Origin of the sequence: Herbidospora daliensis (genome assembly GCF_001570585.1) — a bacterium.
Lineage (GTDB): Bacteria > Actinomycetota > Actinomycetes > Streptosporangiales > Streptosporangiaceae > Herbidospora > Herbidospora daliensis.
This window is the reverse complement of record NZ_BBXF01000004.1, coordinates 322,993-336,168: the sequence shown is the minus strand read 5'-3', so window position 1 is coordinate 336,168 and position 13,176 is coordinate 322,993. Positions and strand designations below refer to the sequence as shown.

Annotated in this window: 14 protein-coding genes; 8 read left to right on the top strand and 6 right to left on the bottom strand. The window is 72.0% G+C overall.

The features are described 5' to 3' along the window. The first annotated feature begins 3 nt into the window (after nt 1-3). Genes AW274_RS21870 through AW274_RS21845 form a run of 6 tightly spaced genes read left to right on the top strand, consistent with a single transcriptional unit; the run spans nt 4 to nt 6,415 of the window. Nucleotides 4-828, top strand: coding sequence for a family 3 encapsulin nanocompartment shell protein (locus tag AW274_RS21870; RefSeq protein WP_062435645.1), 825 nt, complete (start codon nt 4-6; stop codon nt 826-828). Beyond that, a complete protein-coding gene (locus AW274_RS21865; protein ID WP_062435642.1) occupies nt 821-1,723 on the top strand; it encodes a sulfotransferase family protein in 903 nt (300 codons plus the stop codon). Before AW274_RS21870 ends, AW274_RS21865 begins: the two co-directional genes overlap by 8 nt. An 11-nt stretch (nt 1,724-1,734) precedes the next feature. Further along, nucleotides 1,735-2,502: an SDR family oxidoreductase gene (locus AW274_RS21860; protein ID WP_062435639.1), complete on the top strand. Its 768-nt coding sequence runs from the start codon at nt 1,735-1,737 to the stop codon at nt 2,500-2,502. A gap of 3 nt (nt 2,503-2,505) precedes the next feature. Beyond that, on the top strand, nt 2,506-4,380 hold the full coding sequence (locus AW274_RS21855; RefSeq protein WP_062435637.1) for a M20/M25/M40 family metallo-hydrolase: 1,875 nt from the start codon (nt 2,506-2,508) through the stop codon (nt 4,378-4,380). Beyond that, the gene (cysD, locus tag AW274_RS21850) at nt 4,380-5,258 is read left to right on the top strand and encodes a sulfate adenylyltransferase subunit CysD (RefSeq protein WP_062436194.1); all 879 of its coding nucleotides are present in this window, start codon (nt 4,380-4,382) and stop codon (nt 5,256-5,258) included. The genes AW274_RS21855 and cysD overlap by 1 nt, the downstream gene beginning before the upstream one ends. Continuing rightward, on the top strand, nt 5,258-6,415 hold the full coding sequence (locus tag AW274_RS21845) for a sulfate adenylyltransferase subunit 1 (RefSeq protein WP_062435635.1): 1,158 nt from the start codon (nt 5,258-5,260) through the stop codon (nt 6,413-6,415). The genes cysD and AW274_RS21845 overlap by 1 nt, the downstream gene beginning before the upstream one ends. Before the next feature lies 1 nt (nt 6,416). Here the strand turns inward: AW274_RS21845 and AW274_RS21840 are convergent, their stop codons facing one another. Beyond that, entirely contained in the window at nt 6,417-7,181 is a 765-nt protein-coding gene (locus AW274_RS21840) for an SDR family NAD(P)-dependent oxidoreductase (protein WP_062435632.1), read from the bottom strand. A gap of 96 nt (nt 7,182-7,277) precedes the next feature. Between AW274_RS21840 and AW274_RS21835 the strand changes: the two genes are divergently transcribed. Together AW274_RS21835 and AW274_RS21830 are read left to right on the top strand one after the other, a co-directional pair. Continuing rightward, nucleotides 7,278-7,814, top strand: coding sequence for a TetR/AcrR family transcriptional regulator (locus AW274_RS21835; protein ID WP_062435630.1), 537 nt, complete (start codon nt 7,278-7,280; stop codon nt 7,812-7,814). 44 nt (nt 7,815-7,858) lie between these two features. Beyond that, nucleotides 7,859-8,803 (top strand): acyltransferase domain-containing protein, encoded by a 945-nt coding sequence (locus tag AW274_RS21830; protein WP_062435627.1) that lies wholly within the window; start codon nt 7,859-7,861, stop codon nt 8,801-8,803. Nucleotides 8,804-8,807: 4 nt separating this feature from the next. Here the strand turns inward: AW274_RS21830 and AW274_RS21825 are convergent, their stop codons facing one another. From AW274_RS21825 to AW274_RS21805, 5 genes are all read right to left on the bottom strand, one after another. Beyond that, nucleotides 8,808-9,569, bottom strand: a complete 762-nt coding sequence (locus tag AW274_RS21825) for an ABC transporter permease (RefSeq protein WP_062435624.1) — start codon at nt 9,567-9,569, stop codon at nt 8,808-8,810. Beyond that, nucleotides 9,566-10,312, bottom strand: a complete 747-nt coding sequence (locus AW274_RS21820) for an ABC transporter ATP-binding protein (RefSeq protein WP_062435621.1) — start codon at nt 10,310-10,312, stop codon at nt 9,566-9,568. The genes AW274_RS21825 and AW274_RS21820 overlap by 4 nt, the downstream gene beginning before the upstream one ends. Beyond that, entirely contained in the window at nt 10,309-10,713 is a 405-nt protein-coding gene (locus AW274_RS21815; RefSeq protein WP_062435618.1) for a DUF1048 domain-containing protein, read from the bottom strand. Before AW274_RS21815 ends, AW274_RS21820 begins: the two co-directional genes overlap by 4 nt. Further along, on the bottom strand, nt 10,710-11,045 hold the full coding sequence (locus AW274_RS21810) for a PadR family transcriptional regulator (RefSeq protein ID WP_062435614.1): 336 nt from the start codon (nt 11,043-11,045) through the stop codon (nt 10,710-10,712). Before AW274_RS21810 ends, AW274_RS21815 begins: the two co-directional genes overlap by 4 nt. 128 nt (nt 11,046-11,173) lie before the next feature. Next, nucleotides 11,174-13,072: a hypothetical protein gene (locus tag AW274_RS21805; RefSeq protein ID WP_062435611.1), complete on the bottom strand. Its 1,899-nt coding sequence runs from the start codon at nt 13,070-13,072 to the stop codon at nt 11,174-11,176. Nucleotides 13,073-13,176 lie beyond the last annotated feature (104 nt).

Genomic DNA, 13,176 nt, shown 5'->3' with positions numbered 1-13,176 from the left:
TCAATGCGAGCGATCGCCCTGCAAGAAGCCCCGGCCGCCCAGTCGCCGGGCGAGCGGTTCGCCGCCGAGGTGGCCGCCGGGGCCCGCGAGGTCCCGTTCGGCCTGCACCTGCCGGCCGCGTTCCCGCTGTTCGCCTCCCGGCCGCGCTACACGGTCCGGCACCTGCTGAAGACCGCCGACGTGGCCGACGGGTCGGTGTCCTACGTCCACGAGCCGCCCCAGGGCCGGATCGAGGAGGCGGGCACCGCCTACGGCGCCACCCCGGAGGCCGCGTTCGCGCCCCGGCTGGCCAGGGCGCCGCTGACCGACCTGTCGGTCGAGGTGCCGCTGCCCGACGGCGTCGCCGGCGAGCCGGCGCTGCTCGCCGCCTACGTCGACTACCGGGTGCTGGTGCGCCTGTCGGTCGTCGAGAACGAGTCGCTGCTGCACGGCACCGCCGACGGCGCGATCACCGGCCTGCTGGGCTTGCCGGGCAGCCGTTCGGCCGAGAGCCACGACGACCTGGCGACCACGGTCACCCGGGCCGCCGGGGAGATCGAGGAGACCGGCGGGTCGTGCGACGGCGTGGTGGCGCACCCGGAGACGTACTGGAAGATGGTCCGCGACGACCTGCTGGTGCGGTTCCAGAACGCCGGCATCACCGTCTCGCGCACCCGCATGATGCCCAAGGACACCCTGCTCATGGGCGACTTCCGGGCCGCCTGCACGCTGCTCATGCCGGGCGTCGCGTCGATCGCGCTGGTCCCGGGGGCGGTGCGGGCCACGTCCAGGATCGGGCTGGCGGTGCACCTGCCGCAGCACCTGATGGCGGTGAAGTGGCATGGGTGAGCCGCGTGTCCTCTACATCACCGGCTGGTTGCGCAGCGGCAGCACCATGCTCGGCAACGTGCTGGGCGAGCTGCCCGGCGTGCTGCACGCGGGCGAGCTGCACTACCTGTGGCAGAACGGCATCCTGAAGTCCGGCACCAACTCGACCTGCGGCTGCGGCGCCGACGTGACCGCGTGTGAGCTGTGGTCGAAGGTGATCACCTCGTCCGAGGGCGAGGCGCGGCTGATGACGCTCCAGCAGCGGGCGCTGCTGCGCACCCGCCACACCCGCGACCGGATCGCCGAGTCGACCGGCCGGGTGCCGACCGCGCCCGGGGTGGCCGAGGCCGTCGGGCGCACCGCCGACATCTACCGCACCCTCGCTTCGCACGGCGGCGAACGGCTCGTCGTCGACGGGTCGAAGTTCCCGGCCGAGGCGGCCGCCCTGCTGGGCCGCGCCGACCTCGACGTGCGGGTGCTGCACATGGTGCGCGACCCGCGCGCGACCGCGTTCTCCTACACGAAGGCCAAGGACTACATCGACCCGATGAGCCCGGCCCGCAGCAGCGGCTTCTGGACCGGCTTCAACCTCGCCTCCGAACTGTCCGGCCACGCCGCCCCCGACCGCTACCTGCGGGTGCGCCACGAGGACCTGTGCCGCGACCCGCGCGGCACGCTCGCCCGGGTGCTGCGGTTCGCCGGCCTCGACGACGACCCGCCCGCCGACGCCGACGGCAACGTCACGCTGAGCGTGAACCACACGGTCACCGGCAACCCCGACCGGCTGTCGGCCGGCCCGGCGCGCATCCGCGCCGACGAACGCTGGCGCACCGGGCTGCCGGCCCGCGCCCGCGCCGCCGCCACGGCCCCGGCCCTGCCCCTGCTCGGCAGGTACGGCTACCCGATTCTGACCTGAGGGGACATGCCATGGATCTGCGCCTGAGAGGGCGGGTCGCCCTGGTGGCCTGCTCCAGCAGCGGCCTCGGCCTGGGCGTCGCCAAGGCCCTGGCCGCCGAGGGGGCCAGCGTGGCCATCTGCGGCCGTGACCCCGGCAAGCTCGCCCGCGCCCACGTCGAGGTGAGCGCCATGGGCGACGGCGACGTGCTGAGCGTGCCCGTCGACCTGTGCGACGAGCACGCCGCGGCCGCCTGGGTCCGCGACGCCGCCGCCACGCTCGGCGGCGTCGACATCCTCGTGACCAACTCCGGCGGGGTGCCGTTCGGCCCCGTCGACGCGTTCGGCGTGGCCGACTACCGGGCCGCGATCGACGCCAACCTGATCCCGCACATCGCCCTGACGCTGGCCGCCCTGCCCCACCTGAAGAAGGACGGCTGGGGCCGGCTGCTGATGATCGCCTCCGAGTCGGTCCGGCAGCCGCACCCCGAGAGCGGCCTGTCGTCGGTGGCCCGGCTCGGCCTGCTCGGCTACATGAAGGGCCTGGTCTCGGCGCTGGGCGCGAGCGGGGTGACGGTGAACGTGCTGGCCCCCGGCTTCCACCGCACCCCGATCCTCGACGAGCAGTTCGGCGCCTCCGTGGAGGAGGAGCTCGCCGCCGTCGCCCGGCGCATCCCGCTGGGCCGGATCGGCGACGTCGACGACTTCGGCGCGCTGGCCGCCTTCCTCGCCAGCGACCAGGCCGCCTATGTCACCGGCACGGTCTTCCTGGCCGACGGCGGCAACACCAGAGGAGTGTGAGAAGTGTCTGTTCTCGGTGAGGTCGCCACCACCCACACGGCGGCCCTCTACGTCATCAAGATCGGCAGTGCCAGCCTCGCCCACGAGAGCGTCTTCGACGAAGTGGCCCGCCTGCGCGGGCGCGGCGCGAGGATCCTCCTGGTGGCGGGCGGCGCGGCCGGCATCGAGTCCCACTACGCGGCCGCCGGCCGCCCGGTGCGCTCGCTCACCCTGAAGAACGGCTCCACGGCGCGCTACTGCCCGCCGGAGGAGATGGACCACATCGTGGCCGCCTACGAGCGGGTCACCCTGCCCCGCGTGCAGGCCGCGCTGACCGCGCGCGAGCTGACCGGCTTCACCTCGACCGCCCAGGCGGGCTCGCTGGTGACGGCCCGGCCCAACCCGCCGCTGAAGGCGGTGGACGACGGCCGGACGGTGGTCGTCCGCGACCACCGCGCCGGGGTCGTCTCGTCGGTGGACGCCGACTGCCTGGCCACCCTGCTCGACGCGTTCGACGTCGTCTGCCTTTCGCCTCCCGCCGCCGCCTCCGACGGCGGGTCGCCGCTCAACGTCGACGCCGACGTGCTGGCGGCCGAACTGGCCAACGCGCTCGACGCCGACCACCTGCGGCTGGTGACGGGGACGCCGGGCCTGCTGGCGGATCCCGCCGATGATCGTTCCGGCCTCTCCGACCTCGCCCGAGGCGAGGGGCTGCGCTACGCGAAGGGCCGCATGCGGCAGAAGGTGCGCGCGGCCGAGATCGCCCTCGACGGCAGCGCCGACGTGGCGATCACCGGCCCCCACTCGCTGGAGGTCGGCACCCGGTTCTGGCGGGCCCCCGCGCCCGCCGGAGACCTCACGCTGCTGTCGCGGGCCGTGGAGATCTCCTCGGTCTCCCGCGACGAGCGCGAGCTGGCCGGATACCTGGTCTCGTGGTGCCGCGACCGCGGCATCGACGCCGAGATCGACGCGGCGGGCAACCTCGTGGCCTCGAAGGGCTCCGGCCGCCGCCGCCTCCTCATGCTCGGCCACCTCGACACCGTCCCGCACCGCTGGCCCGTCCGCTGGGACGGCGGCACCATCTCCGGCCGGGGCTGCGTCGACGCCAAGGGCAGCCTGGTGGCCTACCTGGAGACCCTGCACGAGCTCGACGTGCCGCCCGACGCCCAGGTCAGGGTGGTCGGCGCGGTCGAGGAGGAGATCACCTCGGCGGGCGCGTTCTTCGTCCGCGACCACTACCGGGCCGACGCCGTCGTCATCGGCGAGCCGTCGGGCGCGGGCGCGCTGACCATCGGCTACTACGGCCTGCTGAAGGTCCGGGTGGCCGTCGCCGACCCCGTCGGGCACACCGCCGGCCAGGGCGTCACCACGGCGGCCGACCAGATGGTCGACGTGCTCGCCCGGCTGCGCGCCGCGCTGGCCGAGGCGGGGCCCGACGCCCTGCTGGCCGTGCTCGGCATCCACGCCGTCAACGGCGGCGACGAGCAGCGCGGCGAAGCGGTCCTGGACGTCCGGGTGCCGGCCGACCTGTCGGTCGACGAGCTGACCCGGCTGATCAGGAACGTCGCCCATCCCGTCGAGGTCGAGGTGCTGCGGGCCACCCCCGGCCACCTCACCGCCCGCACCAGCCCTCTGGTCAAGGCCTTCTCGCGGGCCTTCCGGGCCGAGGGCGTCGTCAACCGGTTCCTGGCCAAGAAGGGCAGCAGCGACATGAACACGCTGGCCACGACGTGGCAGGGCGTGCCGATGGTGGCGTACGGCCCCGGCGACGCCAAGCTCGACCACACCCCGCACGAGCACCTCGACGCGGTCGAATACCGGCGGGCCCGCGCGGTGTTGTCGCGCGCGGTCGCCGAGTGGATCGCGGCGGAGACCCGGCTCGTCGAGAGGGCGGCGTGATGACCACCACGACCTGTCTGGAGGCGCTGGAGGCCGAGGCCGCGCACATCATGCGCGAGACCGCCGGCGAGTTCGAGCGGCCCGTGCTGCTGTTCTCCGGCGGCAAGGACTCCATCGTCATGCTGCACGTGGCCGTGAAGGCGTTCGCCCCCGCGCCGGTGCCCTTCCCGCTCCTGCACGTCGACACCGGCCACAACTTCCCCGAGGTCATCGAGTTCCGCGACCGCGTGACGGCGGGCCTGCGGCTGGAGGTCGCCTCGGTGCAGGACTACATCGACCGGGGCGCGCTGCCGGACGTACCGGAGAGGAACGGCCTGCAGACCACGCCCCTGCTCGACGCCATCGAGACCGGCGGCCACGACGCCGTCTTCGGCGGCGGGCGGCGCGACGAGGAGAAGGCCCGCGCGAAGGAGCGGGTGTTCTCCCTCCGCGACGAGTTCGGCGGCTGGGACCCGCGCCGCCAGCGCCCCGAGCTCTGGAACCTCTACAACGGCCGCCACAACCCGGGCGAGCACGTGCGCGTGTTCCCGCTGTCGAACTGGACCGAGCTCGACGTCTGGCAGTACATCGCGGCCGAGGACATCGCGCTGCCGTCGATCTACTACGCCCACGAACGCGAGGTGTTCGACCGGCGCGGCATGTGGTTGTGCCCCGGCGCGTGGGGCGGCCAGGGCGAGCGGCTGGTGCGCCGCACGGTCCGTTACCGCACGGTCGGCGACATGTCGTGCACCGGCGCGGTCGAGTCGACCGCCCGCACGCCCGGCGAGGTCGTCGAGGAGATCGCGGCCTCGCGGATCACCGAACGCGGCGCGACCCGCGCCGACGACCGGCTGGCCGAGGCCGCCATGGAGGACCGCAAACGAGAAGGGTACTTCTGATGTCCGCACTGCTCAGGCTGGCCACCGCCGGCTCCGTCGACGACGGCAAGTCGACCCTGGTCGGACGGCTGCTGCACGACTCCAAGTCGGTCATGGCCGACCAGCTGGAGAAGATCGCCTCCCCGAGCGACCTGGCCCTGCTGACCGACGGCCTGCGCGCCGAGAGGGAACAGGGCATCACGATCGACGTCGCCTACCGCTACTTCGCCACCCCGCGCCGGAGGTTCGTGCTGGCCGACACCCCGGGCCACGTGCAGTACACGCGCAACATGGTCACCGGCGCCTCGACGGCCGAGCTGGTCGTGCTCGTGGTCGACGCCCGCAGGGGCGTGACCGAGCAGACCCGCCGCCACGCCGCCGTGGCCGGGCTGCTGCGGGTGCCCTCGCTGGTCCTGGCCGTCAACAAGATGGACCTGGTCGGCTGGTCGGAGGAGGTCTTCGCGTCGATCGCCGACGACCTCGACTACCCCGGCGAGGTGACCGCCATCCCGATCTCGGCCCTGACCGGCGACAACGTGGTGACCCCGTCGGAACACATGGACTGGTACGGCGGCCCGACCGTGCTGGAGTTCCTGGAGACGGCCGAAGCGGGTGAGGACCTGACCGGCCTGCCCGCGCGGCTCCCGGTCCAGTACGTCATCAAGACCCGCGGCCGCCGCGCCTACGCCGGCCAGCTCACGGGCGGCATCCTGCACGTCGGCGAACGGGTGGTCGTGCAGCCCGGCGGCCACTCCACGACGGTGGCCGGCATCGACGTGCTGGGGGAGCCGGTGGCGATGGCGTGGGCGCCGCAGTCGATCGCGGTCAGGCTGGCCGACGACCTCGACGTCTCGCGCGGCGCGCTCATCTCACCCGCCGCCACCGCGCCGGAGCCCACCCGCGAACTGCGCGCGACCGTCTGCCACCTGCACGAGAAGGCGCTGACGGTGGGGGAGAAGGTGCTGGTCAAGCACACGACCCGGACCGTCCACGCGGTGGTGGAGCACATCGGCGCGGGCGGCTCGCTGGGCGTCAACGACATCGGCGACGTGGTCGTGCGCACCTCCGCCGACCTCGCGGTCGACGACTACGCCGACAGCCGGATCACCGGCGCCTGCCTGCTGATCGACCCGGGCGACGGCGCGACCCGGTCGGCCGGGATGATCTCGGTCGGCTGAGTCACCACGTCTGCTCGGCGGCCCTGACCAGCATCTCGTTGACCGCGACCCGCCGCTCCCGGGTGACCACGTAGACGACGGCGTCGGCGACGTCCTCGGGGCGCAGCAGTTCCAGCGCGCCGATCTGACCGGCGACGGCCTCCCTGATCCCGTCGCGCAGGTGGGTGGAGAGCTCGGTGGCGACGGTCCCGGGCCCCACGATCCCGACGCGCACCCGCTTCGGCTGCAGCTCCTGCCGCAGCGACTCGGAGAAGGCGTTCACCCCCGACTTGGTCAGGCTGTAGACGGCCTGTCCGGCGCGGGCGACCCGGCCGGCGGTCGAGCTGATCGTGACCAGGTCGGCGACCCGCCGGGACGAGTCGGCCGCCGCGCCGACGAGGTGGGGGAGCGCGGCCCGGGTGACGTGCAGGAGGCCCTCGACGTTGACCGCGAGCATGCGGTCCCACTCGTCCTCGGGGGCCGCCTCGGCCGGGCCGACCAGCGCCAGGCCCGCGTTGTTGACCACGATGTCGAGGCGGCCGAAGCCGTCGACGACCCGGCCGACCGCGCGCCGCGCCTGATCGCGGTCGGCGACGTCGGCCGGCACGACCGCCGCCGTGCCGCCGCCTGCCCGGATCTCCGCCGCCAGCTCCGCGAGCCGGTCGGCGCGCCGGGCCACCAGCGCCGTCGCCGCGCCCTCGGCCGCCAGGGCGCGCGCCGTGGCCGCGCCGATCCCGCTGCTCGCGCCCGTCACCAGGGCGACGGTCCCGCTCAGTCTTCCCGTCATCGGTCCTCCTCGTAGACTCGATGTAAGCGGAGCGCCGTCCGCATACGTCCGACCATAAGCGGAGCGTGCTCCGTTTAGCAAGTTCGAGGAGGTCAGGTGGGCGACCGCCTGCGCGCCGACGCCAAGGCCAACCAGGATCTGGTGCTGGCCGCCGCCCGTGCGGCCTTCGCCCGCGACGGCGCCGACGCCTCGTTGCGGGAGATCGCCAAGGAGGCCGGGGTCGGCATCGGCACCCTCTACCGCCGCTTCCCCACCAGGGAAGACCTGGTCTGGGCCGTCTACAGCGGCGAGGTCGACCGGATCTGCGCGGAGGCCGAGGCGCCGGGCGCGCGGTTGCGCCCCTGGATGGAGGACTTCCTCGGCTTCCTGGCGGCCAAGCGCGCCATGGCCGACGCGCTGAAGGCCGTGCTCGCGAGCGACGAGGAGCAACGGCTCGCGATCCGCGCCCGGATCACCGGCGCGCTCGCCGCGCTGCTCGCCGCCGACGCTTCGGGCCGCGACGACGTCGCGGCCCTCGACGTGCTGATGGCGCTGGGAGGCATCTCCCTCATCGCCGGCGAACCCGGTCAGCGGGCCCAGGCGGGGCGGCTGCTCGATCTTTTGATGGACGGTCTGCGGCCGCCACCCGCCTGACGGCCGATCGTTTTCGGGCCGGGTGTTCCCATAAGATCGTCCGCGTGGACCTGGACGCCATCGCCGCCCGGCTCGGAGTTCCCCTCGACGAGGTCGAACGCGTGCACCGGCTCGCCGGTGACCTGCCGTCGGCCCCGCTGCCCGCCAAGGCCGACGCGCCGGCGATCCTCGACCGCCTCGCGGTCGCGCCCGACGACGTCGCCGAGATCATGGAGGGCTGGCCCGACCCCGGTTCCCCGTGGTGGACGCCGGAATTGCGCTGGCTGCTCGACCGCTCCGTCGCCCTAGTCCGCGCCGACCTCGGCGGTCCGGGCTGGCTCCCGCCCGGCCCGGAACTGCCTCGCGAGCGCAATCTCGCCTTCAAGCACCTGTACGTCTACGCCTACCTGGCCCTGGTCGACGTCGCCGTGAAGTTCCACCGCGACCACGGCGTGCCCGAAGACGTGACCTGGCTGAGCCTGTCCGACCTCGGCCGCAACCTGGCCATCGACCGGCGGATGAACGGCGAGGGCTGGCCGATCATGCAGAGCTGGCTGACGCTGCACGTTCGGGGGTCGGTCTACGAACTGGGCCGGCTCCAGTTCCACCGTGGGGGAGCAACCCTCGATCTGCACATCCCCGAGACGGGACCGCTGACCCCCGAGGCCATCGACGCCTCGCTCGACCTGGCCCGCGACTTCTTCCCCCGGCACTTCCCCGGCGAGACCTACACGGCGTTCGCGTGCGGTTCGTGGTTGCTCGACCCGCAACTGGCCGAATATCTGCCGGCCGACTCCAACATGGTCCGGTTCCAGCGCAGGTTCGAGCTGGAGCCCTATGAGGAGCCCGAGGGCATCGACGCCGACGTCGAGGTGCTGCGGTTCGTGTTCCGTACGCTGTCCACGCCGCTCGACCGGCTGCCGCGCCGCAGCGTCCTGCAGCGCGCGATCATCGATCATCTCCGGGCCGGTCGCCACTGGCGGTGGTGTCGCGGCAGCTTCCCGATCTAGCCGATCAGGAGATCTTGCGGCGGTAGACGGCCATCGCGAAGGCGTAGGCGACCACGAGGAGCCCGGCGCACCAGGCGATGGCGACCCAGATGCCCGAGCCGACCGGCTGCTCGGTGAACAGGTCGCGGATGGCGTTGACGATGGAGGTCACCGGCTGGTTCTCGGCGAACGCGCGCACCGGCCCCGGCATCGTGTCGGTCGGCACGAAGGCCGAGCTCAGGAACGGCAGGAAGATGAGCGGGTAGGAGAAGGCGCTCGCGCCGTCGACGGTTTTGGCGGTCAATCCGGGGATGACGGCCAGCCACGTCAGGGCCAGCGTGAACAGCACCAGCAGACCGGCGACCGCGAGCCAGGCGCCGATCCCCGCCGAGGTGCGGAAGCCCATGACCAGCGCGACGACGATGACGACCACCAGCGAGATCAGGTTGGCGACCAGCGAGGTCAGCACGTGGGCCCACAACACGGCCGACCGGGCGATCGGCATCGACTGGAACCGTTCGAAGATGCCGCTCTGCATGTCGAGGAAGAGCCGGAAGGCGGTGTACGCGATGCCCGAGGCGACCGTGATGAGCAGGATGCCGGGCAGCAGGTAGGAGACGTAGGAGTCGGAGCCCGATTGGATCGCGCCGCCGAAGACGTACACGAACAGCAGCATGAACATGATCGGCATCACGGTGGTCGTGATGATGGTGTCCAGGCTGCGGGTGATGTGCCGCAGGGACCGGCCGAGCAGGGCCGTGGTGTCGCCGAAGAAGTGCCTGGTCATCGTTTGTCCTTGCCGACGAGGGTGAGGAAGACGTCCTCCAGGGTCGGCTGCTTCTCGACGTACTCGACCTTGGCGGGCGGGAGCAGTTGCTTGAGTTCGGTGAGGGTGCCGTTCACGATGATCCGGCCCTCGTGGAGGATGGCGATGCGGTCGGCGAGTTGTTCGGCCTCGTCCAGGTACTGCGTGGTGAGCAGCACCGTGGTGCCGCGACCGGCCAGTTCCCTGACCGCCTGCCACACCTCGATGCGGGCCTCGGGGTCGAGGCCGGTCGTGGGTTCGTCGAGGAAGATGACCGGCGGTTCGCCGATGAGGCTCATCGCGATGTCGAGGCGGCGGCGCATGCCGCCCGAGTAGGTCGCCACCTTCCGGCCGCCCGCCTCCGTCAGGGAGAAGCGGTCGAGCAGGTCGTCGGCGATCTTCCCCGGGTCGGCGAGATGGCGCAGCCGGGCGACCAGCACGAGGTTCTCGCGCCCGGTGAGGATCTCGTCGACGGCCGCGAACTGGCCGGTCAGGCTGATCGACTCGCGCACCCGGGCCGGCTGGGCGGCGACGTCGAAGCCGTTGACGTCGGCGCTGCCCGCGTCGGCCCGCAGCAGCGTCGACAGGATGCGCACGACCGTGGTCTTGCCTGCGCCGTTGGAGCCGAGCAGGGCGAAGATGCTGCCCTTCGCCACCTCGAATTCGACGCCCTTCAGCACCTTCAGGTCCTGGTAGGACTTCTCCAGCGCCCGCACGCGGATCATGAGGCCCTCCGCTCGGCCTCGCCGGCGGCGCGGGCGACGGCGCTGGTGAAGCGCTCGCGCTCCTTGGCCATCCACCGCCCGACCGGGTAGTTCTGGATGAACGCCTCGACGAACTCGACCGGGTCGTCGCCGAACACCTCGCGGATCGGGGTCGCGTTGGCGGCGCTCTGCTCGAACAGGTCGGCGAGATCCTCGTACATCTCCAGCGCGAGGGGGCCGTCGGCCCGGCCGAAGAACATCAGGTAACGCTCCAGCGCGTCGTACGCGGTGCGGTAGTTCCCGGGCAGGCGTTCCATGCGGGCCTTGACCTGCCGGTAGCGCTTCTTGTCGTCGAGGGAACCGGTGAAGAGCTCCAGATATCGCCGGTAGCGGCTCTTCTCTTCGGTCGATTCGGGGGTCATGTCGATTGTTCTCCCTTGTGGAGGTGGTCGAGACGTTCGGCGAGGAAGGCCCAGTTCCGCCAGAACTCCTGCAGGTGCTCCCGGCCCCGGGGGTTGAGGGAGTAGACCTTGCGCGGCGGTCCCTTCTCGGAGGGGACCTTCGCGACGTCGACGAAGCCGCGCTGCTCGATCCGGACGAGCAGCGCGTAGACGGTGCCTTCGGCGATGTCGGAGAAGCCCTGGTCGCGCAGCCACGCGGTGATCTCGTAGCCGTACGCGGACCGGCCGGCCAGGATCGCGAGCACGATGCCCTCCAGCGTGCCCTTGAGCATCTCGGTGAGCTGCTTGCCCATGGTGCGCTCCTCGACTACTCAGCAATGCTAGCTACTGGTACATAGTAACGCTGAATAGCGGCGCCGCAAGTACCTGGCCGGTATACGCATAAGCATACGTATACCGTCAGGAGAGTGGCAAGCGGGGGTCAGCCGACGTGCACGACCGGGCGGCGCGACGGGTCGGGCTCGGCCTGGCGCAGCACCTCGCGGGTCAGCGGCGGGATGTCGCCGCCGCCGAACACCAGGTAACGCAGCAGCGCGCCGATCGGGTTGCCCTCGGCGGCCCAGTGGAAGTAGACCTGCGGCGTCTTGCCGGTCAGGTCGCGCAGGTGCAGCAGCAGCGCCGCGATCGAGTTGGCGACGGTCGTGCTCTGCATGCGCAGGATGCGGAACCCGTGCCGCTCCTCCCCGATCACCCGCAGCTCCCCGGCGAACTCCGAGGCGTCCGGCACGGTCACCTCCAGGAACAGCAGTCCTTCTCGGGTACGCAGGCGGTGCAGCTCCCATGCCTCGCGCGCCTTGTCGACGTACTCCTTCGCGTCGCGGTTGTTCGGCTCGTTGGCGATGAGGTGGATCTCGGCCGCCTCGTTGACGAACCGGCGGGCCGCGTCGTCGAGGCTGATGCGGGTGACCCGCAGCTCGGTCGAGCGGGTGGCCCGGGAGACGAGCGAGACGACCACGATGGCCAGCACGAACAGCAGCGCGATGACCAGGCCGTCGGGGCGTTCGATGATGTTGGCGACGGTGGCGTACCCGAAGACCAGGGTGACCGCGCCGAAGAAGAGCGCGGGACGCGTCCGGCCGGTCGTCCAGGCCGACAACGCGACCGCCACGGCCGCCGACAGGATCAGCGCCAGCACACCGGTCGCGTACGCGCCGCCCTGCGCCTCGACCTCCGCGCCGAACACGACGGTGATGACGAAGGCGATGCCGGTGAAGACCAGCACCATCGGCCGCGAGGCGCGCGTCCAGTCGGGCGCCATGCCGTAACGCGGCAGGTAACGCGGCACGATGTTGAGCAGACCGGCCAGCGCGGAGGCGCCCGCGAACCACAGGATGGCGATCGTCGACAGGTCGTAGGCGGTGCCGAACCAGTCGCCGAGATACAGATGGGCCAGGTAGGCCAGCGCCCGCCCGTTGGCCGAGCCGCCCTCGGCGAACTCCGCGGGCGGGATGAGCACGGTGGTCGCGAGGCTGGACGCGATCAGGAAGACGCTCATCACCAGCGCGGCCGTGGTCAGCAGCTTGCGCGCGCCCCTGACCCGCTCGGCGACGTCGCCCCTGACCAGCGGCATCACCGCCACCCCGGTCTCGAAGCCCGACAGGCCCAGGGCGAGCTTCGGCATCACGTACAGCGCGACCGCGACCATCGCCAGCGGGCTGGCGTAGTCGCTGTTCAGCGTCTGCTGCCAGTCGTGCACCTGCTCCGGCGCGGTGAGCACGTGCTGCACGGCGGTGGCGACCACGACCACGTTCAGCACCAGGTAGACGGCCACCAGCACCACCGCGACCGAGATCGCCTCGCTGAACCCGGCCAGGAACACCGCGCCCAGGGCCGCGATGAGCAGCAGCGTCACCGGCACCTGCCAGCCCGCCAGCGCGTGTGGCACGAACGGGTTGTGCAGGATGTGCGCGGTCGCGTCGGCCGCCGACAACGTGATGGTGACGATGAAGGCCGTCGCGACGAACCCGAGCAGGAACAGCACCAGCAGCTTGCCGCGCCACCCCGGCATCAGCCGCTCCAGCATCGACAACGAGCCGAGCCCGTGCGGGCTCTGCTCGGCCACCGCCCGGTACGTCGGCAGCGCGCCGAACAGCGTCAGCGCGACCAGCACCAGCGTGGCGACCGGGCTCAGCGCGCCGGCCGCCAGCGCGGCGATGCCCGGCTGGTAGCCCAGGGTGGAGAAGTAGTCGACCCCGGTCAGGCACATGACCTGCCACCAGGAGTGCTGGTGCTCGGGCGGCTCCTCGTCGTGGGTCCCGCCGACCAGACCTTCGGGCCGCTTGAGCCCCTTCAGCAACCATCGCCGGAGCGTGCCGGTCACCGAGTACCTCCGCTATCCGGGCAAATCAGACGAGTGGTCACGCTACTGACGGCACACGTCCGTGCCCGGGAACCGGGGCGTCAAGAAAACGTAAAAATATACGG